The 23,685-nt window shown below is 44.9% G+C and carries 27 protein-coding genes, 1 tRNA gene and 1 other annotated feature; of the genes, 22 read left to right on the forward strand and 6 right to left on the reverse strand.

Annotation, left to right across the window (positions count from 1 at the left end; all coding sequences use genetic code 11):
- The first annotated feature begins 92 nt into the window (after positions 1 to 92).
- Complete coding sequence (locus BMZ93_RS01340; RefSeq protein ID WP_091501922.1) at positions 93 to 638, forward strand: GNAT family N-acetyltransferase; 546 nt, start codon at positions 93 to 95, stop codon at positions 636 to 638.
- Between the two features lie 92 nt (positions 639 to 730).
- On the opposite strand, the gene BMZ93_RS01345 is transcribed toward BMZ93_RS01340, so the two are convergent.
- Positions 731 to 1,120 (reverse strand): ribonuclease HI family protein, encoded by a 390-nt coding sequence (locus tag BMZ93_RS01345; protein ID WP_091501416.1) that lies wholly within the window; start codon positions 1,118 to 1,120, stop codon positions 731 to 733.
- A 94-nt stretch (positions 1,121 to 1,214) separates the two neighbouring features.
- On the opposite strand from BMZ93_RS01345, the gene BMZ93_RS01350 reads away from it, so the two are divergent.
- The 8 genes from BMZ93_RS01350 (at position 1,215) to BMZ93_RS01385 (ending at position 10,649) form a co-directional block, all read left to right on the forward strand.
- A complete protein-coding gene (locus BMZ93_RS01350) occupies positions 1,215 to 1,607 on the forward strand; it encodes an EbsA family protein (protein ID WP_091501418.1) in 393 nt (130 codons plus the stop codon).
- Positions 1,594 to 2,505 carry an RluA family pseudouridine synthase gene (locus tag BMZ93_RS01355; RefSeq protein WP_091501420.1) on the forward strand — a complete coding sequence of 304 codons (912 nt, stop codon included), beginning with the start codon at positions 1,594 to 1,596 and terminating at the stop codon, positions 2,503 to 2,505. The genes BMZ93_RS01350 and BMZ93_RS01355 overlap by 14 nt, the downstream gene beginning before the upstream one ends.
- Positions 2,506 to 2,539: 34 nt before the next feature.
- On the forward strand, positions 2,540 to 3,067 hold the full coding sequence (pyrR, locus tag BMZ93_RS01360; protein ID WP_091501421.1) for a bifunctional pyr operon transcriptional regulator/uracil phosphoribosyltransferase PyrR: 528 nt from the start codon (positions 2,540 to 2,542) through the stop codon (positions 3,065 to 3,067).
- Between the two features lie 35 nt (positions 3,068 to 3,102).
- Positions 3,103 to 4,182 carry a carbamoyl phosphate synthase small subunit gene (locus BMZ93_RS01365; RefSeq protein ID WP_091501423.1) on the forward strand — a complete coding sequence of 360 codons (1,080 nt, stop codon included), beginning with the start codon at positions 3,103 to 3,105 and terminating at the stop codon, positions 4,180 to 4,182.
- Positions 4,163 to 6,679: a carbamoyl phosphate synthase preATP-grasp domain-containing protein gene (locus tag BMZ93_RS01370; RefSeq protein ID WP_091501424.1), complete on the forward strand. Its 2,517-nt coding sequence runs from the start codon at positions 4,163 to 4,165 to the stop codon at positions 6,677 to 6,679. Before BMZ93_RS01365 ends, BMZ93_RS01370 begins: the two co-directional genes overlap by 20 nt.
- A gap of 1 nt (position 6,680) precedes the next feature.
- Positions 6,681 to 6,947: a DUF7671 family protein gene (locus tag BMZ93_RS01375; protein ID WP_091501426.1), complete on the forward strand. Its 267-nt coding sequence runs from the start codon at positions 6,681 to 6,683 to the stop codon at positions 6,945 to 6,947.
- Positions 6,948 to 7,080: 133 nt separating this feature from the next.
- Complete coding sequence (locus BMZ93_RS01380; RefSeq protein WP_091501428.1) at positions 7,081 to 8,250, forward strand: metallophosphoesterase family protein; 1,170 nt, start codon at positions 7,081 to 7,083, stop codon at positions 8,248 to 8,250.
- Entirely contained in the window at positions 8,247 to 10,649 is a 2,403-nt protein-coding gene (locus BMZ93_RS01385; protein ID WP_091501430.1) for an ATP-binding protein, read from the forward strand. Before BMZ93_RS01380 ends, BMZ93_RS01385 begins: the two co-directional genes overlap by 4 nt.
- 47 nt (positions 10,650 to 10,696) lie before the next feature.
- On the opposite strand, the gene BMZ93_RS01390 is transcribed toward BMZ93_RS01385, so the two are convergent.
- From BMZ93_RS01390 to BMZ93_RS01400, 3 genes are read right to left on the reverse strand one after another with little or no spacing between them, the layout of a single operon-like run.
- Positions 10,697 to 11,593, reverse strand: a complete 897-nt coding sequence (locus BMZ93_RS01390; RefSeq protein WP_091501433.1) for a peptidyl-prolyl cis-trans isomerase — start codon at positions 11,591 to 11,593, stop codon at positions 10,697 to 10,699.
- A 60-nt stretch (positions 11,594 to 11,653) separates the two neighbouring features.
- Entirely contained in the window at positions 11,654 to 11,869 is a 216-nt protein-coding gene (locus BMZ93_RS01395; protein WP_091501435.1) for a hypothetical protein, read from the reverse strand.
- The gene (locus tag BMZ93_RS01400) at positions 11,869 to 12,297 is read right to left on the reverse strand and encodes an HIT family protein (protein ID WP_091501437.1); all 429 of its coding nucleotides are present in this window, start codon (positions 12,295 to 12,297) and stop codon (positions 11,869 to 11,871) included. The genes BMZ93_RS01395 and BMZ93_RS01400 overlap by 1 nt, the downstream gene beginning before the upstream one ends.
- 72 nt (positions 12,298 to 12,369) lie before the next feature.
- On the opposite strand from BMZ93_RS01400, the gene BMZ93_RS01405 reads away from it, so the two are divergent.
- From BMZ93_RS01405 to trmB, 3 genes are read left to right on the forward strand one after another with little or no spacing between them, the layout of a single operon-like run.
- Entirely contained in the window at positions 12,370 to 13,080 is a 711-nt protein-coding gene (locus tag BMZ93_RS01405; RefSeq protein WP_091501439.1) for an ABC transporter ATP-binding protein, read from the forward strand.
- Positions 13,077 to 14,174 (forward strand): ABC transporter permease, encoded by a 1,098-nt coding sequence (locus tag BMZ93_RS01410; RefSeq protein WP_091501441.1) that lies wholly within the window; start codon positions 13,077 to 13,079, stop codon positions 14,172 to 14,174. Before BMZ93_RS01405 ends, BMZ93_RS01410 begins: the two co-directional genes overlap by 4 nt.
- 20 nt (positions 14,175 to 14,194) lie before the next feature.
- The gene (gene trmB, locus BMZ93_RS01415) at positions 14,195 to 14,854 is read left to right on the forward strand and encodes a tRNA (guanosine(46)-N7)-methyltransferase TrmB (RefSeq protein WP_091501442.1); all 660 of its coding nucleotides are present in this window, start codon (positions 14,195 to 14,197) and stop codon (positions 14,852 to 14,854) included.
- Positions 14,855 to 14,902: 48 nt separating this feature from the next.
- Here trmB and BMZ93_RS01420 read toward each other — a convergent pair whose 3' ends face one another.
- Both BMZ93_RS01420 and BMZ93_RS01425 read right to left on the reverse strand, forming a co-directional pair.
- Entirely contained in the window at positions 14,903 to 15,163 is a 261-nt protein-coding gene (locus BMZ93_RS01420; RefSeq protein WP_091501444.1) for a hypothetical protein, read from the reverse strand.
- A gap of 189 nt (positions 15,164 to 15,352) precedes the next feature.
- Positions 15,353 to 15,426: transfer RNA gene (locus tag BMZ93_RS01425), tRNA-Arg, on the reverse strand.
- 183 nt (positions 15,427 to 15,609) lie between these two features.
- On the opposite strand from BMZ93_RS01425, the gene BMZ93_RS01430 reads away from it, so the two are divergent.
- The 10 genes from BMZ93_RS01430 to BMZ93_RS01475 all read left to right on the forward strand — a co-directional run bounded on the left by BMZ93_RS01430 (position 15,610) and on the right by BMZ93_RS01475 (position 23,681).
- The gene (locus BMZ93_RS01430) at positions 15,610 to 15,939 is read left to right on the forward strand and encodes a DMT family transporter (protein WP_091501445.1); all 330 of its coding nucleotides are present in this window, start codon (positions 15,610 to 15,612) and stop codon (positions 15,937 to 15,939) included.
- A 42-nt stretch (positions 15,940 to 15,981) separates the two neighbouring features.
- Positions 15,982 to 16,746, forward strand: a complete 765-nt coding sequence (pnuC, locus tag BMZ93_RS01435) for a nicotinamide riboside transporter PnuC (RefSeq protein ID WP_091501447.1) — start codon at positions 15,982 to 15,984, stop codon at positions 16,744 to 16,746.
- 183 nt (positions 16,747 to 16,929) lie between these two features.
- Positions 16,930 to 17,562 (forward strand): TetR/AcrR family transcriptional regulator, encoded by a 633-nt coding sequence (locus BMZ93_RS01440; protein WP_091501449.1) that lies wholly within the window; start codon positions 16,930 to 16,932, stop codon positions 17,560 to 17,562.
- Between the two features lie 111 nt (positions 17,563 to 17,673).
- Positions 17,674 to 17,749: a sequence feature (ribosomal protein L21 leader region), on the forward strand.
- A gap of 13 nt (positions 17,750 to 17,762) precedes the next feature.
- Positions 17,763 to 18,062 carry a 50S ribosomal protein L21 gene (rplU, locus tag BMZ93_RS01445; RefSeq protein ID WP_010690655.1) on the forward strand — a complete coding sequence of 100 codons (300 nt, stop codon included), beginning with the start codon at positions 17,763 to 17,765 and terminating at the stop codon, positions 18,060 to 18,062.
- Between the two features lie 27 nt (positions 18,063 to 18,089).
- The gene (gene rpmA / locus BMZ93_RS01450; RefSeq protein WP_091501451.1) at positions 18,090 to 18,401 is read left to right on the forward strand and encodes a 50S ribosomal protein L27; all 312 of its coding nucleotides are present in this window, start codon (positions 18,090 to 18,092) and stop codon (positions 18,399 to 18,401) included.
- A gap of 158 nt (positions 18,402 to 18,559) precedes the next feature.
- Positions 18,560 to 19,651: a M24 family metallopeptidase gene (locus BMZ93_RS01455; RefSeq protein WP_091501453.1), complete on the forward strand. Its 1,092-nt coding sequence runs from the start codon at positions 18,560 to 18,562 to the stop codon at positions 19,649 to 19,651.
- A 94-nt stretch (positions 19,652 to 19,745) separates the two neighbouring features.
- Entirely contained in the window at positions 19,746 to 21,107 is a 1,362-nt protein-coding gene (locus BMZ93_RS01460; RefSeq protein WP_091501455.1) for a bifunctional metallophosphatase/5'-nucleotidase, read from the forward strand.
- Between the two features lie 9 nt (positions 21,108 to 21,116).
- Positions 21,117 to 21,962 (forward strand): YutD family protein, encoded by an 846-nt coding sequence (locus tag BMZ93_RS01465; RefSeq protein WP_091501457.1) that lies wholly within the window; start codon positions 21,117 to 21,119, stop codon positions 21,960 to 21,962.
- A 111-nt stretch (positions 21,963 to 22,073) separates the two neighbouring features.
- Positions 22,074 to 22,631, forward strand: coding sequence for a biotin transporter BioY (locus tag BMZ93_RS01470; protein ID WP_091501459.1), 558 nt, complete (start codon positions 22,074 to 22,076; stop codon positions 22,629 to 22,631).
- A gap of 27 nt (positions 22,632 to 22,658) precedes the next feature.
- The gene (locus BMZ93_RS01475; RefSeq protein WP_091501462.1) at positions 22,659 to 23,681 is read left to right on the forward strand and encodes a biotin--[acetyl-CoA-carboxylase] ligase; all 1,023 of its coding nucleotides are present in this window, start codon (positions 22,659 to 22,661) and stop codon (positions 23,679 to 23,681) included.
- Positions 23,682 to 23,685: the final 4 nt, after the last annotated feature.

Below are 23,685 nucleotides of genomic sequence, written 5' to 3' on the forward strand. Positions count from 1 at the left end.
TTTGTCATTGAAATCTTTGTGCTATAATATTCTTCTGATGATTGAGAGAAAGGAGCCGCACGTTTGATTCATTGAACGTGCAAACAAAGAATATGCCAGCAGTATACATGCGGCGGGCCAAGGCTCGCGACATTGACGCCATTGTCGAGATTTTACAAACGGCCAAAGCTTATTTGAAGGAACAAGGATTGGATCAGTGGCAGGGAGAATACCCTAACGCTGATACCATTCAGACCGATATGGATAAGCACCAAGCCTTTGTGTTGATGGTTGATAACCAAGTTGCAGGATATGCAGCTGCCTTCGAAGGTGAAGACCCACTTTACACTGCCTTGGAAGACGGTTCATGGTTGAAGGAGGGACATGACTATGCCTCACTTCACCGTGTTGCCATGTCAGATAAGTTCCGTGGACAACGTTTAACACCACGTTTCATCACTGCCTTGATTTCATACTTCTATGCACAAGGTGCACGTGATTTCCGAATCGATACGCACCCTGGCAACTTGCCAATGCAAAAGGTTATTAAGAACAATGGCTTTGAGCAACGTGGAACGGTTCACATGCAAGAAGCACCTCACGTTTCAACAGCACGTTGGGCTTACCAATTGTTGATTGAAGACGAAACTGAAGCTTAAGTTTAATCAAAAAGTCCTTTAGGAAGATTCCTAAAGGACTTTTTTGTGCTTACTTTATTAGTCTAAAGATGAGTTATTGAGAATATTAGATTTTAGTCTTGATTTAACACCTGCCAGGCAAGCTGGTGGGGGCCCTTGTTCTTGTTATCTGGAATCCAGATAAAGAAAACCATGTCAAGGTTGGGGAGCAGTCCAAGAATTTCATCGACCTCTTTTTGGTAGTGTTTGGCGTACTGCTTTTGAAGGGAAGTGACTAGAATTTCGGAATCAGACTGAATTTGGATGATTTCATTGTCATTTAATTCCGCTTGCACCTGTTTGAGTCCCCAAATGAGGGCCTGAAACTCAGCCTCGTGGTTACTTTCGCAGTGTTTTAATGAACTTTTGAGTGGAATTTGCTCTTTATTTTTAACAAAAACAATGCCGGCAGCGCTTTCTTTTGTTGATTGTCGAAAAGCAGCGTCTGTTTGGATTTGAATCATGCGATTTCCTCCTCATATTTACCAGTCTTACAATAACAGAAGCGGTTATAAAATGGTAAAATAGATACAGTATCTTTCACTTTAAGGAGTTATCATGACGAAAATTAAAGCATATTATCAGCCGGCCTCTGATTGGGCCGCAATTTGCTGGTTAATTTGGGGCTGCTTTCTTGCTGTTAGTCCTATTTGGGCGTCAGAACTCTTTTATAAAGTCAATGGTCTATGGCTGGCTTATACCGTTTTCATTGTTTTGGTTGGGATTTACCGCTTTGGAATGCGCCGGCTTGTTTTTGATAAGAAATACATACAGATTCTACAGTTGCGTTTCTGGAAAATGAAGATTATCGAACTTGGTGAAGAAGGTCAATCAGTAAAGGTTGATGGCCGAACATTAACGATTCAAGACGAAGACGGCAAAGAAAAACGTTACCGTTTGACACGACGGGCATGCCGGAAAATAAAGGATGAACTGAATGAGCAACAGTAAGCAAATCACAATTAAAGAGGGTGGCAAGCGTTTGGATGCCGCTTTAGTCAACGCTGGCCTCGAACATTCGCGCTCGACTTTGGCAGCTTGGATTAAAGAAGGGGCTATCCTAGTTAACGGAAAGCAAGTGAAGTCCTCTTACAAAGCAAAGGCTGGCGACGAAGTCTTCATTACGGTTCCCGAAACAAAGGAAACGGCTATCGAAGCAGAGAACATTCCGCTTGATATTGTCTATGAAGACGATGATTTAATTGTCGTTAATAAGCCACAGGGAATGGTTGTTCACCCAGCTGCAGGACACGCTACTGGAACCTTGGTGAATGCCTTGCTTTACCATGCACCACTCTCAACGATTAACGGGGAGTTCCGGCCAGGAATTGTCCACCGTATTGACCGAGATACGTCGGGCTTGCTAATGGTGGCCAAGAATGACAAGGCCCACCAAGCATTGGCAGCAGAATTGAAGGCCCACAAGACCGAGCGTTATTACTATGCTTTGGTTCGTGGCGAATTCAAGGAAGACAAGGGAACGGTGGATGCACCAATTGGTCGCCATCCAAAGGACCGTAAGAAGCAAGCGGTCATCCCTGGCGGACGCGATGCCGTGACTCACTTTGAAGTCTTGGAACGCTTCAACGGTTATACGCTTTTGAAGCTAGCCCTGGAAACTGGACGGACACATCAAATCCGTGTGCACATGCAATACATTGGACACCCGGTTGTTGGCGATCCAACCTATGGCCACCAGCAGGTGATGGCGGATATAAAGCTAAAAGGTCAGTTATTGCACGCCAAAACCTTGGTCTTAACACAGCCAAACACGGGCGAAAAGATGACTTTTGACTCAGAGTTACCTGAGTCTTTCAAACGAGTATTAAAAGCTTTAAAAGAAGAATGATTAAGTAAGTATACATATAAAAAAGGAGTGAAAGATGGTTAACAAAATTGTTTTAGACCAAGCTTCCATGCAACGAGCACTAACGCGAATTACCTATGAAATTTTGGAGCACAACAAGGGTGGCCAAAACTTGATTTTGGTTGGTGTGAAAACCCGTGGTGAGTATTTGGCACACCGCATTGCTGACCGTTTGGAACAACTGGAAGGCGTTCAGATTCCGGTGATGGCCATTGATATTTCAGACTACCGTGATGATCGGTTGAGCAACCACACGAAGTTAGGTTTGGATGAAGATGACCGCGTCAACATTATCGATAAGAACATTGTTCTTGTCGACGACGTACTCTTTACCGGTCGTACAACACGTGCGGCCTTGGACGCTTTGATTCAAATTGGTCGTCCAAAGACGATTTCATTGGCAGTTCTGATTGACCGTGGTCACCGCGAATTGCCAATTCGTGCGGACTTTGTTGGAAAGAACATTCCAACTGCTCAAAACGAAAAGATTCAAGTGCGAGTGAAGGAAATTGATGACGTGGACGAGGTTGAAATCGTTCACTAATTCACCGAACTTGCTGTGATAAAACAGGGGACACAATGGAACGACATCTCATTCTAGAAGACGGGACAGTTTTTTCAGGCCAGGGATTCGGTGCGCCAGCAACGACCTTTGGTGAAATTATTTTTGATACGGCAACCTCTGGTTACCAGGAAACAATCACCAACCCAATTTACGATGGGCAGATGATTGTTTTTGCCATGCCCGTTGTTGGTGCCGATGGAATTCACGCGGAAGCCTATGAATCCATTAACCCTAAGATTCGCGGGATGATTGTCCACGACTTGGCTGAGGTTTCCACTAACCGTCAGCGTCGAATGAATTTGGACCGTTTCTTGAAACAGCATAATATTCCTGGTCTTTACCAGGTGGACACCCGTAAATTGATTCGTCATTTACGAGAGACTGGTTCACAAAAGGCAACCATCGTGGATGTTGTCGATGACCACGCTCGTGATCAGCTACAGGCGACGGTTTTGACGAACAAGCAGGTGCAGAATACGGCGACAACGAAGGCCTATTCCAATCCAGGCCGCGGCTTTCACATTGTTGTGATTGATTTTGGTTTGAAAAACGGGATTCTACGAGTTCTTGGCGACTACGATGCCAACGTAACGGTGCTGCCTTATACGACTTCGGTTGACGAGGTGTTGACTCTGGATCCAGACGGTATCATCTTGTCGACGGGACCAGGAAACCCCGAGGACCTACCGGAGTCAGTTTTGACTTTGATTCGCGTTTTGCAGTCGAAGGTGCCAATGCTTGGTATCGGTTTGGGGCACGAGCTCTTTGCACTGGCAAACAACTCGGAGTTGACGACTTTGCCAGCTGAATACCACGGGATGAACCATCCTATTCAGGAAATTATTTCGCAAGAAATGATTTATGCCCGACAGGGACGTGGATACGTGGTCGACCCTGACGCCTTGGACACAAAGAAGCTTTTCGTAACCCACCGGGATATGGTGGATAACTCGATTCAAGGTTTGCGCCACCGTGACTTTCCGGCCTTTTCGGTACAGTTTTTCCCCGACGGGGCACCTGGACCACTGGAAGCAAAGCGTGTTTTTGCGGACTTCTTCGAAACGGTAGTAGATTATGTACAAAAGAACAACTGATGAAAATTTAAAGCGCATCCTGTTCTTGGGTGCTGGTGAAACTGACTTTGGTATGCAGGGTGAGAACGATGCGGCCATTTACCAGGTTTTGCCCATTTTAAAGTCGCAGGGATACCGTCTCTTTTTGGTGGATGATAATCCTTATTCGATGGCTTTGGAATCCTCTGAGGCGGAGACCATTGTTTCGACGCTGACGGTTCAAAACATTAAGTCCATTATTAAGGAAAAGCAGATTGATGCGGTCTTTCCTGGATTTGCTGGAATTCGTGGTATACGTCTTTGGCAGCAAATTATCTCGGAATGGCGTGAAACGGATGGCGCCCGGCCAGTTGGTTTGGGAATGCCCGATTCAACCGTTGAATTGTTAAACGATTCAGCGGCGCTTTTTGAGCGTTTGGAGTCTGCTGGGCTGTCCATGCCACGGGCAACGATTGTCCGCAACCAGACGGAAGCTAATGAATTATTGCGTGATTTGGAGTTGCCATTGTTGGTGCGTGCACACAACCCAGCAGCCGGGACGACACGTAAAATCGTACGGCGTTTGGATGACTTTGAAGATACCATTGACCAGGTGATGAGCCAGTCTTTGACTGGGGAAGTGGTGATTTCCAAGGCCATTAACGGGTTGAAGGAAATTTCCATTCTCGTTCTTCGTGATACTAATGGAAACTGTATGCAGGTGGGAGCGACCGAGGATATGGATCCGGTCGGAATTCACACGGCGGATTCACTTTCCGTGGCACCGGTACTAACCATTTCGGATCAGGTCCTTCAAGAAATGCGCTCACAGGCCTTCTTAGTGGCTAACATTTTGAATATTCAAGGACCGGTTCATGTTCAATTGGCTTTGAACGAAAAAACCAACCAGCTTTATATTATTAAAGTCTCACCATACTTGGATAATTTGACTAATCGCATGGCTCTGATGACTGGTTATCCGGTTATGCTTGTGGCTGCTCAATTAGCGGCTGGCCGTGCTATTCAAGACGTTGAATTACCTGATTCTTACCATGCCAAAACGGCCATGATGGAACCCGTAATGGACCACATTGTCGTTAAGCTGCCCGTTTTCTCCTTTGGCGATTTGAAGGCTGCTGGGGTCGAAGTGAACAGGCAGCTGAATTCAATTCAAAAGTCGGTTGGGTCAGCCCTTGGTTTTGGCCGAACCTTTACCGAGGCCATGGAAAAGGCGATTCGTGCGGCCCACTTTAACAACCGCTCCTTCTCACCAAAGTATATGAAGAACGTATCGGATGATGAGTTGATTCAGCAGTTGATTCACCCCCACGATAACCGTGTACTTCTACTTGTCGAAGCGCTTCGACGGGGCTATGAAGTGGATGAATTAGCCGAATTGACTAAGATCGATGAATTCTACTTCTATCAATTGAAGCAGTTGTTGAAGATTGAGAGTCAAATCGTTGATGGCGAAGCCAGCCAGGAAATGCTTTCCGTTGCCAAGCAGTCTGGCCTTTCAGATGGTTTGTTAGCACGATTTTGGCAGACGGACTTCCAGTCTATCCGTGCCTTGGCGAAGCAGTCCGGTGTCGTGCCAACCTATAAGGCTCTGGAACCATCAGCCGGTGAGTTCCCAGAAAACGCCCACCAGTTCTTTGCGACTTTTGAAGAGGAAAATGAGTCCGAGCCTGTTTCAGATAAGTCGATTTTGCTTGTTGGAGCAGGGGCCTTTCGAATGGGGGATGGCGCTGCCGCTGGTTATGTGACTTCGGTTGTTTTGTCCGAGTTGCGGAAGTTAGGCTATAAGACAGTCATCATGAACAACAATGCGGCCGACGCTTCTTTGTTGCCACACTTGTCTGATAAGCAGTATTTGGAACCCTTGGAAGTTTCTGATGTGATGGCCGTTGTTGACCAGGAGCATCCGGAAGCTATCGTGGTAACTGGTAACCGACGGAAGTTGATTGAGGCCTTGGTAGCCCTAGGGCAAAAAGTCATTGTGCTACCAAAGGAAAAGCATCAGCCAGCTGGTCCTGAAAAGGACGAATCCGAGTTTGCCTTGAACATTTTCTATGATGGCGAACAGGCCTATCCGCTAGTGCTGACTCAGCACCAGGAAGGTGAAGTTCGTTTGATTGATCAGGACGTTTTCGATGCTGATTTATCCGGTATCAAATTGCCTTACTCTGGTGTTTATCAATTAATTTGGCGGGAGAAACGTACTGATTGGCCTGCGGAAGTATCATTACCTAATTTTGCTGTGGACACTTGGCTACGGCCAATGCCATTTGGTGAAATTGCCTTTCTTTCGAAGATTCTGCAATTGTCTTTGATTCGTTTGGTTGTCCGTTCTTGGAAGGGCGGCTTGGACGGGAGCGATTTGGAAGCTCTGGTTGCTCACATGCCAGCTTTGCGTGGATCGGACTTTGCCATGGTATCTGACCGAACGGACTTTGACCTGCACTTGAAGCCGGATTCGCCAATCGATTCGACCCGTTTTGAAATGGGTGCAAAGATGATTCGCTTACAGGAGAATTAAGATGGCAAAGGGAAAGTACGACACGGTGATTTTATACGGCCAGCCATTAACGGAAGATGCCTCTGGTAAGCTTTACGTTGCTGAGGGGGAGAAAGAACACCCTTGGCGGATTGGAAAGCATACCAAGGGGAAGTTAATTGGGCCTGGTCAGGTTTTCTTGACCGAGCAGAATCAAAAGGTTCGTTTGGCTAAAACAGCACCACTATCCTTCAAGGACCGCCATGACTATCAGCCAATGGGCCGTTTCACCAAGGATGTTTTAGACTAAGGTCTAGAAAAAAAGATAATATTCATTCAAAAGTCCTAGAAATCTTCTAGGACTTTTTTAGTACAGTCTTTTGAAAAGTGCTCGGGCTCTTGTATAATAATGATACGAACACCTGTTTGGAAGGAGCGGAGCTATGCTGTCATTTATTCACGCGGGGGATGTCCACTTGGGCAATCCTTTTACTGGTTTATCAAAGAATTTACCTAAAGCTTTTCAAGATGCAGTGGCAGATGCTGGCTACGTGGCCTTTGACCGTTTGATTCAAGAAGCGATTCAGCAGCAAGTGGACTTCGTGCTCTTTCCGGGGGACCTCATGCATGGTGCTGGCCAGACGGCCCGTCTACAGGCCACACTGGTGAAGGGCTTTCTAGCGCTGAAAGAGGCGGGAATCCAGGTCGTACTTTCCTTTGGGAACCATGATTATCAGGCCTATGAAGGGGTTAAGAACGCTTGGCCTGATAATGTATACGTTTTTGGCCAGGAAGTTCAAGAAAAGATTTTGATGACTCGCACAGGTGAGCGGGTGGCCTTTGTTGGCTTTTCCTATCGTGACCGTTCAGAGCGACGGGACCGCCTAGTGGACTTTCCAGTTCGAAACGAATCGATTGATTATGAAGTGGGCCTATACCATGGGGCCGTTGGCCAGGTTGGGGATGATTACGCCGCCTTTTCAATTGAGGAAATGTTGCAGAAGAATTATGACTACTGGGCTCTCGGACACATCCATATTCGAGAAGTGCTGCATGAACACCCAGTCATTGCTTATTCAGGTAATTTACAGGGACTGAATCGCAAGGAAACAGGGCCAAAGGGGGCACTCTTAGTGCGGGATAGTGGACAAGGTTTGGAGCCCACTTTCCTAAGCTTAGCACCGGTTCGCTTTGAAACCCTTGAAATGACGGATTGCCGGTCTTTTCTTGATTTCATTGGGCAGTTAAAGCAAGTGGAGTTTGATTCTACGACGTTGCTATCTATCGAATTAAATGGTGATATTCCAGCCGAAATGCAAGCTGATCAAGCGGACGGCCGCTTACTCGATAAGGTGCAGTTAGCACTACCAGAGAGCGGAAAAGTTTGGCCAATTCATATTGCTTTGTCCCATAAACAGAAGTTAGTGAAACCAGCCTTTGCACAAATGGATTTTGATCAGGCTATTCGACAAACCATCGAGGGGCAACCTTTGACGGCCAATTTGTCCGATGAAGTGCCTCTTCCAATTCGTGATTATTTTACTAGTAAAGAAGGGCAGCAGGCCGTTCAGGAAGCGTTGGAAGAACTATTTTCTGAAGGAGGGGAATCATGAGAATTGAATCAATTCATATTTCTGGCTTTGGAAAATGGTCGGACGTGACCTTTGATTTTAATGACCAATGGCAGGTGGTTTTCGGTCCAAATGAAGCTGGGAAAACGACTGTTAAAGCCTTTATTTTAGGTGTTCTCTTTGGTTTTCCTAAGGGACGAAAGGCTGGGAACCAGTTGTACGTTCCCCGTTCTGGTGCACAGTATGGTGGTTCTCTGGTACTATCTACTAAAAAGGGACGCTATCGGGTCGAACGACTGGGACGCACTAAGTCGACTTTGACTGTGACCGCCCTTGATACTGGACTTGAAATGCCTAATCCTGAAAAGTGGTTGGCAGATTTAATTGCGCCCCTAGAAGAAAGTGACTTTCGACAAGTTTATTCTTTTGACGAGTCAGAATTGGGTGCGGTAGCGGAATTGACCGCTGACGACTTTGACCAGGTTTTGCTCTCCTATACCCGCCCTCAGGCCCAGCGTTTTTTGAAATGGGCCGGTGATAGAGAGGAAGAGGGGCAGGCACTGTTTGCTCAAGGAAAGAACGGGAAGCGGCCACTGAATTTGGCTAACCGTGAGTACCAGAAGCTGTTGGCGGAAAGGCCGGCGGAGCAGGAGAAATACAGCCGCTACCAAGAGTTACTGGCCAATCAAGAGGCTTTGGATGAAGAGCTGAATCGCTCCCGAACAAAAGAGCAGTCTCTGTTGAAAAAGTTGAGTGATCAGGAAAGTTTAACAAAGGCCTGGCCCTTGTTTGAACAAGCTGTGAAGCTTAAAGCAGATGCTGGTTCAAAGAAAGTCAATCAGCAGGTTCAACTGGAAACGGTTCAAGAGGTCCAACGGTTAGAGCAGACTGGTAACTGGCTGTTTGAACAGCAGCAGGCTAATCAGAAAGAAATCGACAAACTGCGAGCTCTTTTGGCGCAGCCCCAGGAAAAGGATCAGGGGCAGGTGATGGTTAACGATTCCCTTAATCAGCTGCTGAATATCCAAATAAAGAAGCAGGGGTTAGTTCAACAGCTGACGAATTTTGCTGCTCAGTTTGACCATGGATTGCCCAAGGCACTCTCAAAACGCGAACAGTCTGAACTGGCGTCTTCATCAGTGATGACAACCACTTTGGGCGGGATAGCCCTCGTGTTAGCAATCGTCATTGTGGCAGTTGTTTCTGCACCGCTTGGTTTGGGGATTGGAATTGTTGCTGCCATTCTGTTAGCGAAGGCCTACCGAGACTTTCAGGCACGGCAGTTAATTGCCGAACGCTATCAACCCTTTAATATGGCGGAGGCAATTGAGAAACAGGAAGCTGTTGCCCTTGCTTGGCAACAGCAAGCCCAGCTTCAGTCCTTAGACCAAGAGGCGGAGTTAGCTAAAAAGCAACTAGCCGATAACCTAGTTCACTATCAGATAGTTGATGGCGAAAAGCTGGCTACTTGGTCAACTGAGCAGTTAGTTGACTGGACTCGAAAGTGGTTGCAGAGTCAGGAGAGTACTGATACCGAAAGTACTAGTCGACGTTTGAACGAACTGCTAACGACTGGTCAGACACTGGCAAAGAAGATTGATGATCAAAAGCAAGCTTTAAGCCAGATACTATCAGAGTATGGGGTAAGAGAATTAAAAGACTTCTATCAATTGGTGAATGAGGAGAAGGCGGATGAAGCTACCCGGGAGAAGGGGCAGTTAATCCATGAGCAGCTTGGCCAAGAGCGATACGAACAGCTACTTTCTCTCTTTCAAGAACATGGGGCGGAAAGTTTTGCTCGGCTTGAAGATGAACTAAAAAGGCTACGCCAGGACTTACAAGCGATTCGTGAAGATGAGCGTGGTCAACAACAGCAGTTGGCTAATCAGCAGTCTGAGATGAAGCAATTGACTGCTGATGGCGGATTAGCGCAGTTAGAGCAAAAACTCGCTAACCAAGAGAGCGATTTGAAAGCAGATTATACCCGTTATTTAGCCAAGGTTTTGGCCAAGTCTGTTGTGAACCAGGCTTTCCTGGGACAGGAAGATTCCTTATCTAAGAAAGTCTTAGAGCAGGCTTCGGCTTATATGGCCCAATTAACGAAGGGCCGTTACCAAGAGCTAGAGTTGGAAAAGGGCCGTTTATTCTCGACTGAGGATTCTAACGAATCTGATTCAAAGCGGACCTTTCAAACGGCCGAGTTATCTTCTGGAACAAGAGACTTACTGTTTTTGTCACTCCGTTTAGCGCTAGCAAGTACCCTTCATGCAGAAGAGCCTTTGCCCATACTAATTGATGATGCACTGGTTCACCTTGATGAAGAACGGCGGGAAGCGACTTTGGCACTGCTACAGGAAGTAGCCCTTGATCAACAGATTCTTTTTTGGACCTTTGATGAAAAGTTGAATACCGGTCAAGCGATTAATTTATTAGAGTATTAAAAAAGCAGTTCGATTAAGATAATCGAACCGCTTTTTATTTTGTTTCATTAACTTGCAGTGTAGTAGCCAGAAAGGGCAGACTTCAAATCAGAATCCTTTACATTGACATTTGCCTTCTTGAGCAACTTACCAATGATTTTCTTCATGGCATCCTGGTTGTTGGTATCGTTGATAAAGTCGTTGGTTAACTTATCCTTCAACTTTTGTTCAACCTTTGATTGCGCTGGCTTATCGGCCATTGAATCGGTACGGACAACGTAGTAAGTTCCGTTAGAACCCTTAACAGGCGCGGAAGAGTAGACGCCGTTATCCTGGTTGAAGGCAGCCTTTCGAATCTCTGAATCAACGTTGGTGTTGGTTGAATCAAAGGCGGCCATTTGACCAGTTCCAGAAACCGCTGAGTTGGTCTGTGAATACTGCTTGTAAACGTCGTCCCATGATTCGCCAGAATCCAAGGCGTCGATGGCTGCCTGTGCATCATCTTCGCTCTTAGCCGAAATCAAGGAAATCTTGGTATCGGGTACGTAGTTCTCGTAGGCTTCTTTTAATTTATCGGCTGAGATGGTGTAGTTGGCTTTGACGGCAGCTTGCATGACTTGCTTATCACGGAGTGATTGCTTGTACTGCTTCTCGGTCATACCTGACTGTGAAAGGTACTGCTTGAACTTGCTGTCACCGTATTGGGCGCGAAGCGTGTTGTACTGTGTGTTGACTGATGAAGCGGTCACTTCCTTACCGTATTTCTTGTCTAATACCTTGTTAATAACCATTTGGGCAAAGACTTGACGGCCGGCGGATGATTGTTTCACTTCATCGTAGTATTCAGACTGTGTGATTTTTCCGTTATCGGTCGTTACCAAAGTCTTGCTTCCGCTAACAGCTAAGTAGGTTAGTCCTGAAACGAAGGCAAGGGCAATGACCACCCAGATTATTTTACGATGCATGTGGGTCGGTCCTTTCTTGTTTATGATAATTCAAACGCTTTTCGTATCGAGCTGTTTGAATTACTTCTTGTGCTTAGCTAAAGTCTCGTTAATACGATCAATTTGAGCCTGGTTCTTAAAGGTGAAACGTTTAACGTCGCGTTCTATTTCGGCAACGTCTTTTTTGCTACCTTCTACCGCTTTTTTTAAGACAGCCGTTTGAAATTTAGCACGCTTTTGTAGGGTGTTAATTTCCTTAAAACGGGCAATCATACGTTTAATTCCTGTCATTGCCATTAAGATAACGCTTTCTTGATATCATCTGCAATTTCTTGGTAACGGGCTTCTGTATATTCAGAAGAATGATCAATCGTTGGCGCGAGTGTGTCGTTCAAGTTGTCATCGTCGTAACGTGGAATCAAGTGCCAGTGTGAGTGGATGACCGTTTGACCGGCTGAAACACCATTGTTTGAGCAGATGTTCATTCCTGTAATTTTAGGGTTGGTTGCGCGGATGGCACGGGCCAGCTTTGGTAAAGTCAACAAAACGTGTTCAGCTGTTGCTTCGTCATAATCAAAGATGTTATCCACGTGGTTTTTTGGCACTAAGAGGGTGTGCCCTGGTGTTACCTGTGAAATATCCAAGAAGGCCAAAACGTATTCGTCCTCATAGACCTTGTAGGAAGGGATTTCACCCGCAATAATCTTGTCAAAAATATCTGCCATTAGAAGCACTCCTTTATCGTTTTTTCTACTTATTATTATATCAAAGCGAATGACGCCTGGTATAATAAAGATATGGGATTAGAAATAAAGAACCTTTCTGCCGGCTATGCAGGCCAGGCAGTTGTTAAAAATTTAAGCTTTTCTGTCAAAGAAGGACAAATTGTTGGCCTGATTGGTCTGAATGGTGCTGGTAAGTCCACGACTTTGAAACAGGTCATTGGTTTAAAGCAACCACTGGCTGGTTCACTGTCGCTTGATGGCCAGACTTTGACGGCAAATCCAGCAGAATATAAGAGAAATTTGGCTTACATTCCAGAACAGCCAGTCCTATATGATGAATTGACACTTGACGAGCACTTACATCTTGTTTTGGCTGCTCATCAACAGGACGATGCCGCACACTGGGACAAGGTCCAGGAGTTATTAGCGCTTTTCCGCTTGGATGGGAAGGGGCACTGGTTGCCTCAGCACTTTTCAAAGGGGATGAAGCAGAAGGTGATGCTGGTGGCAGCTTTTGCATTGGACACACCGCTGCTTGTGATTGATGAGCCCTTCCTTGGTTTAGATGTTTTGGCCCAAAAGCAATTGATTACTTTAATGAAAGAGAAAGCAGACAATGGAACGGCGGTTTTGCTGACAACTCACTTGCTTGCTCAAGCTGCTGATTACGTCGATGACTTTGCACTTTTAGAAGACGGGGAAATGACTTATTTTGGGTCGGCTGAAGGTTTGGCAACATCACGGCAGTTAACGGTTGATCATTTGGATGATTTGTTCTCATGAGTTCAAAAAAGCAGAAAATTCAATTATCGAATCTTTATGAGATTCGAAGTGAACAAAAGCAGATTGAAACGACCCGTTACATGAAGCTCTTGTTCAACGATCACTTCTTGGTTTTCTTGATGATTGCTTTTGGAGCCCTTGTCTTGGCTTACCGCAATTTGCAGGGACAACCATTGACGCTCTTTGGAACTGGGGTCACTGCCTGGCAGGTATTGGCCGTTGTCTGGTTTGCCATGGGCCTATTTTTAGGACATCTTCAAACAAATCTGAAAGCAGCGGACCGCATTTTCATACTTGGAGCGGACCAGTACTTAATTAAGAATTACTTGCCCAAAGCCTACCATCGGTCACTCTTCGTTGGAATGGGGATTCAGCTGGTATTCTTTGTTTTGGCACTGCCAATACTAAAGGAAACGGGCTTAAAGAGCATCTGGCTTGTCGTCATTTTATTTCTTTTACTAGCGATGAAGTATGGTCATATTCGATATGAATATAATCAGGTACGTTTTAATCAATACAAGCAGGAGCCAACGGTTAACTGGGATTGGGCCATCAATCAGGCTGAACAGATGAATAATCGTCGTTACCGCTTCTTTGCACTCTTTGCTCAGGTTCCTGGACAGGGTGTTGTGATTAAGCGGCGGGCTTATCTTGATTCGCTTCTGAAGCAGGTATCCTTTTCAAAGAGTCCGATGAAGGCACTTGCAATACGGCAAATGATCCGAAATCAGTCGGCCTTAAATTTGATTGTAAGACAGTTCCTATTAGTGGCCGTTTTACTGTATACTATACGAAATCAGGCCTGGTATTTACAGGCTGCTTTGATGGTTGCTTTTCTTTACATTGCGAACCGTCAACTCTGGCCGGTTTTTGACCAGTCGGAGCGTGTTCTCTGGAACAACTTGCTGTCACCCAACCTGGCTGACAGACGAAAAAGCTTTAATGGTGCCGTTCAGACTTTCTTAATGTCCTTTGCCATCCTACTGGTTGCCTTGATTACTATCTTTTCTGGCATTCAGGCAGGGGGCGCGTCCTTACTGGCAAGCTTATTGATGCTTCTTATTTTTCAATCACAAACCACATCTAAAAAATAAAACAGTTTAGGAGAATTCTTATGCATTTACGTTCAAAACCATGGGCAAAGCCTTGGCTTGAGGAACATACTGACCTTGTTATCGACCAGACCCGTGCCCAGGAACAAAAAGGACACTGGCAGGACTTGTTCGATAAGGAACAACCAATTCACGTTGAAATTGGTTCTGGTAAGGGGCAGTTTATTTTGGGAATGGCTTTGGCTCATCCTGAAATTAACTACATCGGAATGGAAATTCAAGAGACTGCCGTTGCCATCGCGGCCCGTAAGTCTTTTGACCAAGTGGGTATCTTGCCTAACTTGCGTTACCTTTACGGAAACGGTTCCGGGGTTGAAACATACTTCGAAAAGGCTGAAATCCAGAAGATCTACTTGAACTTCTCCGATCCATGGCCAAAGACCCGTCACGAGGCCCGCCGTTTAACTTATAAGTCCTTCTTGGCATCTTATAAGGCAGTTTTGCCAGACGGTGGAGAAGTGGAATTTAAGACGGATAACCGTCACCTATTCGAGTACTCACTCGTTTCATTCATGAACTTCGGTATGCGTTGGACAGCCGAAGACTATACGATGGACTTGCATGCTGACGCCGATAAAGTCGAAGGCAATGTAAAGACCGAATACGAGGAAAAGTTCCTTGCAAAGGGTCAGCCAATCTATAAGATTAAGGCTCACTTTTAAAATAAAAAAGCAGCACTCAAATGAATGAGCGCTGCTTTTTTTGTTTGATTATTTGTCGTCTTCTCGCAAGAAGTTACGGGTGTTTCGGAAACCGTCGATGGCAAGTTTTGCTGAAAGCTGATCAGGGAAGCGTTGTACGTGAACGTTCACGATATCAGAGTTTGCAAAGAGTTCCACGCGGTGAACCAGGTAGTGGGGACTTGAGACGCCAAGTGAAAGAGAAATGACATCGCCGATTTGTGGACGAACGGGTAGTGAAATCTCAGTTTCAATACGGGCTGAAGCAACAATAAAGTTATATTTAACCATTGGAAAGCCTTTCAATATAATGTGTGTTTGATTATCTTTTAAGTGGGTTGATTCTAAAAGAATTAGACAATTCCATTGTATTGATTTTAGATGAAAAAGCAAACCGGAGTATACGAAAGTTATTGTAGTTTATCTAATAATGCATAGAAAAAAGGCCCAAACTAATCTAGCGGTTTGGACCTTTGATAGTGCGCTGAGGGGGAGTCGAACCCTCGACCTGCCGGGTAGAAACCGGCTGCTCTATCCAGCTGAGCTACCAGCGCATGTGTTAAAAACGAATACGTCTTATTTTAGCAAAAATGGGGTTAGAAAGCTAGAAAAGGGAATTGTTATTAAAAAGTTAATATACTGTTTTCATGTATCTGTATTGCAATTAAAATGATAAGAAAATTTCACTTGTTATCTGCCAAAATCCAGGATACTATTTTCTAGTAAAGGAGATTCAAATGCTTGCTTATTTTTACCTCGCTTTGGCGGTAATTGCTGAAACAACTGGGACCGCTCTAATTGGACAGACCAATGGTTTTACCAAAATCATCCCAACGGTTGTAACGTTGGGATGTTACGGTGTGTCCTTCTATTTGTTGGCGGTTGTTGTGAAGACAATTCCCGTGCATTTGGCGTACGCGATTTGGAGTGCCAGTGGTATACTAATCATTACCGCCTTGAGCGTGTTAATCTTTAAAGCAAGCTTGAATTGGCAAACGGTTCTGGGGTTGACTTTCTTAGTCATGGGAGTGGTTATGGTCAATCTATTTGGAAACGTTCATGAATAATTCTTTAGGATGAAGATTCTAAAGAGGTTTTGGGAGAAGGATATGGCAGAAAACACAACAAAGAACGGCTTCACATGGTCTGAAGTTAAAGAGAACATGAAGCAAATTTTCACTTGGTCATACTACAAGGAAGGGTTCTCTGGTTGGGACCGTTTATCTTATATTTGGCTAGCAGTTGGACTGGTTGTTATTATTTCAACTGGTTTGGCTCACGGCTTGAATTACTTGTCCGTGATGTCAATGCTTGGTGGTGCAATCGGTTTCACTTGTACCTTGGCGATTACGGCGAACCGCCGAATCAACGGATTGCTTGGATTTATCTCAGCGGTCTTGATTTCAATCGTTGCCTTTCATTCAAAGAACTATTCTGACATCGTGATGCAGATGATTTACTTAATCACCTTGGATTTGAACTTTATGTTCTTTGGAAATGCTTGGCAGAATCGTAAAATCAAAGTAATGGATAACCATGGCTGGGTTTTGGCAGCGGTAACCGCTGTAGTTGCTTTCATTCTATTGTACGCAATGGACACAAACGTTTTGATTTCACCACGTCCAGTCATTGATGCTTTGTCAGCCACAATTGGTATTACTGGTGCGGTGTTGACCATTTCAAAGTATCGTTCACAGTACTGGATGTGGACGTTGCAGGGCATTATGTCGGTTACCCTTTGGGGATTGACTGCTTTGCAAGGGGATGCCAACTGGGTTCTCTTTGCAACCTACATTTTGTATCTTGGAAACGACGTTCTTGGATTGTTCTTCTCACCATGGGCACGTGCCATGAAGGCAGCAAATAACAAATAATTTCTTCGGAAATTTATTATAAATTCATTGAATAAAAGGTTGGATTATTGTTAGTTATGACAATTTTTCAACCTTTTTTGCTTCCTTATTTTTTTAGCTATTTTCTTAATAAAATAACTTGCTATACTCAAATTGAAAAAGAGCTTTTTGGGGTATTAAATTTATAAGAAGGAGTTCAAGTGAATGAGTAAAGCAATGGATGCGCGTGTCATACGTTCGCGTCAAGTGATGAGAACGGCTACCATGAATCTTTTAGCTGAATCGGATCGGTTTTCGATTTCAGAGTTGTTGGAAGAGGCCCATGTAACACGGGGGACTTTTTACCGGCATTACAGTAACAAGAATGATTTAATTAACGACGTCAATCACTATTTGATTCATGATTTATTGTCTGAGAACACGGAACGTTTTGTTTGTTATGAAGTTGTGAAGAAGATAGCAGCGGAAGCCAACTTCTATCATGAGGTCTTTAATCATAATAAAAATACGGACCTGCTTTTTGCTCTAATGGAAGAGCTACGGAAACGACGTGACGTTGCCCTACAAAATCTCCGTTCTAGTGCTTTGAAAACGCGGATTGTCTTTCAGTGGGAAATGATGACAGCGGCTTTCTTCGCGGCGGTTGCCCTTTGGTTAGAAGAGGGGATGCCTTTTTCTGCAGAAGATTTAGTGATTGAATTTAAATCATTGTGGAAGGGAACCTCCGGTCGAACAAAGAAGTCTGCGCAATCTTTATTTGACTTTTACGTGCCCTTAAGTAATCCAGAGAAAGTGACGGATTCAGTTGAACAGGTTGCACAAAGCAAAGAGCGGTAAGATAATGGAGTGGAATCTGGTGAGAATACCCCTTAAATTCCGTAAGAGCGGAAGGTAAAGCCTTAAAAATTGCAATTCCGAACATTCCTTGCTATAATTAAACAGTTGTTAGCGCAGCTACAACCACACAGTGCAGGTATAAGAAAGTTCATTGAACCGCCTCGTACTGGTGAGTCTAAGTATAAAAGGAGAATTCAATAATGGCATATGCAATTATTGTAACTGGCGGCAAGCAATACAAGGTCGCTGAAGGCGATACCATCTTTGTTGAAAAGTTGGACGCTCAAGAAGGAGACAAGGTTGTCTTCGACCAAGTAGTGTTGACTGATTCAAAGATCGGTACACCTTTTGTTGAAGGTGCAAAGGTCACTGCAACTGTGGAAAAGCAAGGTAAGGAAAAGAAGGTTGTTACTTTCAAGTACCGTCCTAAGAAGCATTCCCACACGAAGCAGGGACACCGCCAACCATACACGCGCGTGACGATTGATTCAATCGCGTAATCATCACTGTAAAAGGAGAATAGACTTATGTTGATGAATCAAGATAACTTACAACTCTTTGCCCACCACAAGGGTGGTGGATCATCTGCCAACGGACGTGACTCAGCCGGTCGTCGTCTTGGTACGAAGGTTGCTGACGGTCAAGCTTTGACTGCCGGTTCAATCATCTACCGCCAACGTGGAACGCACATCTATCCAGGTGTTAACGTTAAGCGTGGTAACGACGATACGCTCTTCGCGTTGACTGATGGCGTTGTAAAGTTCGAACGTAAGGGTCGCGACAAGCGTCAAGTTTCCGTTTATACTCGGGAAGCATACAACGAAATGGCTAAGGCCTAAATCGTTGAAAAGCAGGCATTGCCTGCTTTTTTTGTGCTTTCATTTAATTAGATTTTCATCATAAAAATTCTTTCTGTCCTAATTTGACAGTCAATATTCTTAATTTAAAACAAATCTATGTTACAATGGCCAAAAGAGATAAAAACAGGAGGCAGAAAATGGGATTCTATGAAAAGCGGATTGCAAAGCTGCAGAAATTGATTAAGCAGTTGGACTTGCAAGGTATGATTATTACCAATGGTTCAAACATGCGTTATCTAACAGGCTTCACTGGTGGAACAGGGGATGGCGTTGTGGTTGTTTCCCTTGCCGATGCGGCTCTAATTACTGATGCCCGTTATGAAAACGAATACGTTAACTCATTGCCACAAGGAGTTTCTTTGCATGTTACCCGTGACTACTACGGTGAAGCAGTCAAGCAATTAATTGAATTTGGCGTTGAAAAGCTCGGCTTTGAAGCAGAGTTGCCATTCTCAACTTATCAATTGATGGATGATTTGTTACCAGCTAACATTTCATTTGATGCCGTTCCTGGTGCCGTGGAGGCATTGCGTGAAGTGAAGGATGATGTTGAAGCCGATGCCTTGCGTAAGGCTGCCGAAGCTTCTACAAAGGCCTTTAACCAATTGATTACAGAAGTAAAGGTTGGCATGACAGAACGTGAGGTAGCCAACCGTTTGGACGCTTTGCAAAAGGAATTTGGTGCTGATAAGCCATCCTTCGATACCATTGTTGCCTCTGGTGCCCGTTCTGCGATGGCACACGGTACTGCAACTGATAAGAAGTTGGAAAAGGGTGACTTGGTCACCATTGACTTTGGTTACTACGTTGATGGCTACACATCTGACGTTACGCGTACTTTTGCCATGGGTGAAATTGACCCTGAATTGACGAAGATTTACGGCATCGTTAAGCAGGCCAATGAAGATGCCATTGACGTTATTAAGCCTGGACTATCAACGGCTGAAGTTGATCGCGTAGCCCGCGATTACATTGCTGGTGAAGGTTACGGTGATTACTACAACCACGCGACTGGCCACGGAGCTGGATTGGATATTCACGAAGGTCCTGTTCTTTCTGCTCGTTCATCCGATGAAATTCAAGCGGGGAACTTGTTGACTGTTGAACCTGGTATCTACCTTGCTGGTAAGGGTGGCGTACGTATCGAAGACGATATCTTAGTTACGGAAGATGGTCATGAAAACCTGACCGCTGGTCTTCCTAAGGACTTGATTGTCATTGACCGTTAAAAAATTGATTGAAAAGTCTCTGTTTGTCGGAGACTTTTTTATTTTCCAGAGAAAGACATCTAAATAATGTTAAGATAGAAAAAGGAGGTTAGCGATGGAAACTATTCAATTACGACACACCAATGACATGCACTCACATTTTGGACCCTGGCCCAAGATTAAACGTTTCTTATTGAAGGAGACCCCTAAAAACGGGACGGTCTTTCGCTTCGATATCGGTGATGCCATTGATCGCTTACATCCGCTAACCGATGCGACACTTGGTAAAGCCAACATTGATATCATGAATGAGGCGAAGTACACCGCTGGCACGATTGGTAACAACGAAGGGCTGGTTATGCCACACGAAGAGCTCGAACACTTGTATGACAAGGCCGACTTTGACGTGATTTTAGCCAACATGAAAGAAAGGGATGACACTAGTCAGCCAAAGTGGGCGAAACCTTACAAAGTCTATGAATCAAAGGCGGGAACGAAGCTTGCGGTGATCGGCATGACGGCGCCATACCAGGAAACCTACCAATCATTGGGCTGGTTTCCTGAAGACCCTGAGGATGTTTTGAACCAATACTTACCTGAGATGCGTGGAAAAGCTGATTTGGTTGTTTTGTTGTCACATCTCGGTTTGCCAACTGACCGTGAATTGGCTGAGAAATACGACATTGACTTCATTCTTGGGGCCCATACCCATCACGTTCTACCTGAGGGTGAATTGAAGAATGGGACCTGGCTAGCGGCCGCTGGTCGTTACGGGGAATACGTTGGGGAAGTGACCATTGAAGTCGATGATCAGCACAAGGTGCAATCGGTGGTTGCCAAGGCTCATAAAACGGCTGATTTGCCAGCAGAGCTCTTAGATAATGAAGCCGTTTCGATGATTAACCAGGCGGGAATTGATAAAGAATCGACTGAAATGGTTACCTCCTATGAACCAGAGGTGACAAAGGAAGAGCAGGGGCCCGATTGTTTGAAGGCTTTGCAGAATTTTTATCACCTGCCCGTTGCCATTTGTTCGACTGGTTTATTCCTGACCGATTTACCAGCGGGGCCAAAGAGTAAATATACATTCTTAAAGGATATGCCCCATACCATCCAGCCGATGCTTCTAACCCTTTCGGGTAAGGATTTAAAGGACTGGATGGCTGAGTACAATGCTAAGAAGGATAAGCTATTGACCCAGCGAATCAAGGGTTCTGGCTTCCGCGGTGAAGTCTTTGGAAAGTTCTTGACGACCGGACTAGATTACGATGAATCCAATCAGTTGACTTATATGGGTGAGACTGTTCAGGACGATAAAAACTATCAAGTTGCAACCTTAGACCACTACCGCTGGTTGGATTTCTTTACGATGCTCGATGAAGCACCGGCTAAAATTTCTCTGGATGTCTTTCTACGAGAAATGATGGCTGATTACTATCAAAAATTAGAGGAAGAGGCGATTGCACCAATCGCTTAAAGTAAACGCATGGATCACGCTACGTTAAAAGATAGAACAATTGAACAACAGTTGCGCCGGCAATCGGAGTACCAGGTTTCTCGTATCGGTGACGAGATTGAAATTGACGGTCTAAAGCTGACACTCTTGGATAACTTCAAGGAGGCTTTTACGACGGAAGGGATGGCCTTGCGATACACGCCCTTGTTGAAACAGTATGACTACATTGTTGGTGATTTGTCTGCTGGTCAGTTACGATTGCGTGGCTTCTACCATGAAGAGCGAGAGGTATCTGCTGACCAAAAAATTAATACCTTGGCCGATTACCTATACGAAACAGTGAATTTTGGAGCGCCATACTTTATTTTGCAAAGCCAAAATTCCTCCTTCCGTCCTGTTAAGGAGCGCGACTACTTAACTGAGTGGGAAGAGGAGCAAAAGGAAAAGCGGCAGAAGCAGCAGGCCCAGGAAAAGAAAAGCGCTAAGAAGCGTCCGGTTAAAAAGAATGGGCATTCAAACCGTAATAACCGGCCAAAGAAACGTGCTGGGCAAGAAGACGAACAGCAGAAGACAAATAAGAATAATAAGCGTCGCCACCGTTTTACCGAACGAAAGCGGACGGAAAACAAGAAGGCGGATTCTGAAGTAAAAGAACAAAAGGATCAAAGGTCAAAGGTCAAAGAGGCTGGTGATGCAAAGCCTAAACGTCAAAATCGACGTCGTAACCACCGCCGTTCTAAGACTGCCAACCCTCAGCAAGAACAGCAGGGTAAGCGTCAACAAAAAACAAACACTCAGCCATCAAAGCAAAATACTGAGAGTAAAAAATCAGGCAATCAGAAGAAGCGTTCCTTTACGATTAAAGAACGTGATTGATGCTGGAAAAGAAGGGGACCAGGTGCTGGTCTTTTTTTTTGCTATTTTTCTCTTGACTTAAAGTAACCCTTTTAAATATAATTAGGTTACTCAAAAACAAGGAGAGAGTTTATGAAGAACATGAGAGTACGTGATTTGACCTTGGAGGCCGTCTTTTTGGCCCTCCTAATTGTTTTTGCCATGGTGCCCGGTATGACTTTAGGGTTCTTACCAGTTCCAGTCGTTGTCCAAAACCTAGGGGTAATGTTGATTACCTTGGTTCTTGGTGCACGCCGTGGAACGATGGTGATGGCTGTCTTTATTATTATGATTGCCTTGGGCTTGCCAGTTTTAACAGGTGGGCACGGTGGTGCTGCCATTTTGGTTGGGCCAACAGCCGGATACATCTGGGCTTGGCTTTTCCAACCAATGATCTTTGCGGCTTTGTCATTGGTCTGGCCTAAAAAAGAAGGACAAAATCGTCCTGGCGTCTTCCAATCTTTTGTATTAATCTTTATTATTGATGTAGTTGTTGTTTATGGAATGGGAGCTGGTTGGTTAGCTCTTTCAGCACACATGGATTTCTGGAAGACATACATGGCTAACATGATTTTCATTCCAGGTGACATTTTGAAGGTCTTCATTGCAACGGTTGTTGCGAAGGCTTTACCAGAAAAGATGTTTAAGTAAGTCGACTTATTAGTTTGGAGAGATTCGATGGTTGAAACAAAGGTAAAGACAAAGGATCGCGTCTTGAGCGCACTTGCCAAGCAGGCTGGTTCTTACGTTTCGGGGGACCAGTTGGCGACCGAATTATCCATTTCACGGGAGTCGGTTTGGAAGGCGATTAAGTCCTTACAAAAAGATGGCCATCGAATTGTTTCCAAGAAGAAGATGGGCTATGCCTACCTTTCTTCTGACCACGTGGATGCGCGGGTTGCTGAAAGTTATCTGAGTGCTTTGAGTCATGGTAAGCAGCAGTTCGATACCATTCGAGTCTTCGATGAAATTGGTTCCACTCAGACTTTTGCAAAGGATTACTTAGCGAAGAACCCTAGTCCTTATCCATCCATCTTCACGGCGCGTACAATGGGCGCCGGATACGGTCGGCGGGGACGTGCCTTCTTTGCACCAAAGGACCATGGCTTATATATTTCACTGTCATTGCCAATTGATGAAAAGAAGGAGTTAATTCCTTCTTTGTTAACAACCTCGGCTGCGGATGTGATTGCTAACGTTCTAGAAGAAAGCTTTCCAGGTCTCGATGTCCAACTGAAGTGGGTGAACGATTTAATCGTGAAGCGGCACAAGGTTGGGGGCATTATCACTGAGGCGGTTTTCGATATGGAAACGCAGCAGTATAACGCCCTGGTCTTGGGATTCTTTGTGAACGTCTTGCCTGCTGACTATCCGGAAGATATTTCGCAAAAGGCTGGTTCTGTTTTAGATGATTCAGAAGCGGAAGTGGACTGGAACTTCCTTTTGGCCCGATTGACTTTGGCATTGATTGAAATGAACAATCATTACCAAGATGGGTCCTACTTGCCTGACTATCGCAAGCGATCCTTGCTAGTCGATCAGATGGTCGCGATTCAGGTTGGACAGGATGTTGTGAAGGGAAAAGTCACAGGAATTTCCGACCAGGCCGGTTTAGCGTTAGAATTAGAAGACGGCGAAAAGAAAACTTTGTATGCTGGTGAAGTGACGAAGGTAAAGCTGTACGAAAATCTAAATCTATAAGGGT

The sequence above is a fragment of the Fructobacillus durionis genome (assembly GCF_900112405.1).
Lineage (GTDB): Bacteria > Bacillota > Bacilli > Lactobacillales > Lactobacillaceae > Fructobacillus > Fructobacillus durionis.

Excerpts from the sequence above, each read along its gene's own strand:
- BMZ93_RS01340 (WP_091501922.1), top strand. The coding sequence starts at position 93 with ATGCCAGCAGTATACATGCGGCGGGCCAAGGCTCGCGACATTGACGCC.
- BMZ93_RS01345 (WP_091501416.1), bottom strand. The coding sequence starts at position 1,120 with ATGATTCAAATCCAAACAGACGCTGCTTTTCGACAATCAACAAAAGAA.
- BMZ93_RS01350 (WP_091501418.1), top strand. The coding sequence starts at position 1,215 with ATGACGAAAATTAAAGCATATTATCAGCCGGCCTCTGATTGGGCCGCA.
- BMZ93_RS01355 (WP_091501420.1), top strand. The coding sequence starts at position 1,594 with ATGAGCAACAGTAAGCAAATCACAATTAAAGAGGGTGGCAAGCGTTTG.
- pyrR (WP_091501421.1), top strand. The coding sequence starts at position 2,540 with ATGGTTAACAAAATTGTTTTAGACCAAGCTTCCATGCAACGAGCACTA.
- BMZ93_RS01365 (WP_091501423.1), top strand. The coding sequence starts at position 3,103 with ATGGAACGACATCTCATTCTAGAAGACGGGACAGTTTTTTCAGGCCAG.
- BMZ93_RS01370 (WP_091501424.1), top strand. The coding sequence starts at position 4,163 with ATGTACAAAAGAACAACTGATGAAAATTTAAAGCGCATCCTGTTCTTG.
- BMZ93_RS01375 (WP_091501426.1), top strand. The coding sequence starts at position 6,681 with ATGGCAAAGGGAAAGTACGACACGGTGATTTTATACGGCCAGCCATTA.
- BMZ93_RS01380 (WP_091501428.1), top strand. The coding sequence starts at position 7,081 with ATGCTGTCATTTATTCACGCGGGGGATGTCCACTTGGGCAATCCTTTT.
- BMZ93_RS01385 (WP_091501430.1), top strand. The coding sequence starts at position 8,247 with ATGAGAATTGAATCAATTCATATTTCTGGCTTTGGAAAATGGTCGGAC.
- BMZ93_RS01390 (WP_091501433.1), bottom strand. The coding sequence starts at position 11,593 with ATGCATCGTAAAATAATCTGGGTGGTCATTGCCCTTGCCTTCGTTTCA.
- BMZ93_RS01395 (WP_091501435.1), bottom strand. The coding sequence starts at position 11,869 with ATGGCAATGACAGGAATTAAACGTATGATTGCCCGTTTTAAGGAAATT.
- BMZ93_RS01400 (WP_091501437.1), bottom strand. The coding sequence starts at position 12,297 with ATGGCAGATATTTTTGACAAGATTATTGCGGGTGAAATCCCTTCCTAC.
- BMZ93_RS01405 (WP_091501439.1), top strand. The coding sequence starts at position 12,370 with ATGGGATTAGAAATAAAGAACCTTTCTGCCGGCTATGCAGGCCAGGCA.
- BMZ93_RS01410 (WP_091501441.1), top strand. The coding sequence starts at position 13,077 with ATGAGTTCAAAAAAGCAGAAAATTCAATTATCGAATCTTTATGAGATT.
- trmB (WP_091501442.1), top strand. The coding sequence starts at position 14,195 with ATGCATTTACGTTCAAAACCATGGGCAAAGCCTTGGCTTGAGGAACAT.
- BMZ93_RS01420 (WP_091501444.1), bottom strand. The coding sequence starts at position 15,163 with ATGGTTAAATATAACTTTATTGTTGCTTCAGCCCGTATTGAAACTGAG.
- BMZ93_RS01430 (WP_091501445.1), top strand. The coding sequence starts at position 15,610 with ATGCTTGCTTATTTTTACCTCGCTTTGGCGGTAATTGCTGAAACAACT.
- pnuC (WP_091501447.1), top strand. The coding sequence starts at position 15,982 with ATGGCAGAAAACACAACAAAGAACGGCTTCACATGGTCTGAAGTTAAA.
- BMZ93_RS01440 (WP_091501449.1), top strand. The coding sequence starts at position 16,930 with ATGAGTAAAGCAATGGATGCGCGTGTCATACGTTCGCGTCAAGTGATG.
- rplU (WP_010690655.1), top strand. The coding sequence starts at position 17,763 with ATGGCATATGCAATTATTGTAACTGGCGGCAAGCAATACAAGGTCGCT.
- rpmA (WP_091501451.1), top strand. The coding sequence starts at position 18,090 with ATGTTGATGAATCAAGATAACTTACAACTCTTTGCCCACCACAAGGGT.
- BMZ93_RS01455 (WP_091501453.1), top strand. The coding sequence starts at position 18,560 with ATGGGATTCTATGAAAAGCGGATTGCAAAGCTGCAGAAATTGATTAAG.
- BMZ93_RS01460 (WP_091501455.1), top strand. The coding sequence starts at position 19,746 with ATGGAAACTATTCAATTACGACACACCAATGACATGCACTCACATTTT.
- BMZ93_RS01465 (WP_091501457.1), top strand. The coding sequence starts at position 21,117 with ATGGATCACGCTACGTTAAAAGATAGAACAATTGAACAACAGTTGCGC.
- BMZ93_RS01470 (WP_091501459.1), top strand. The coding sequence starts at position 22,074 with ATGAAGAACATGAGAGTACGTGATTTGACCTTGGAGGCCGTCTTTTTG.
- BMZ93_RS01475 (WP_091501462.1), top strand. The coding sequence starts at position 22,659 with ATGGTTGAAACAAAGGTAAAGACAAAGGATCGCGTCTTGAGCGCACTT.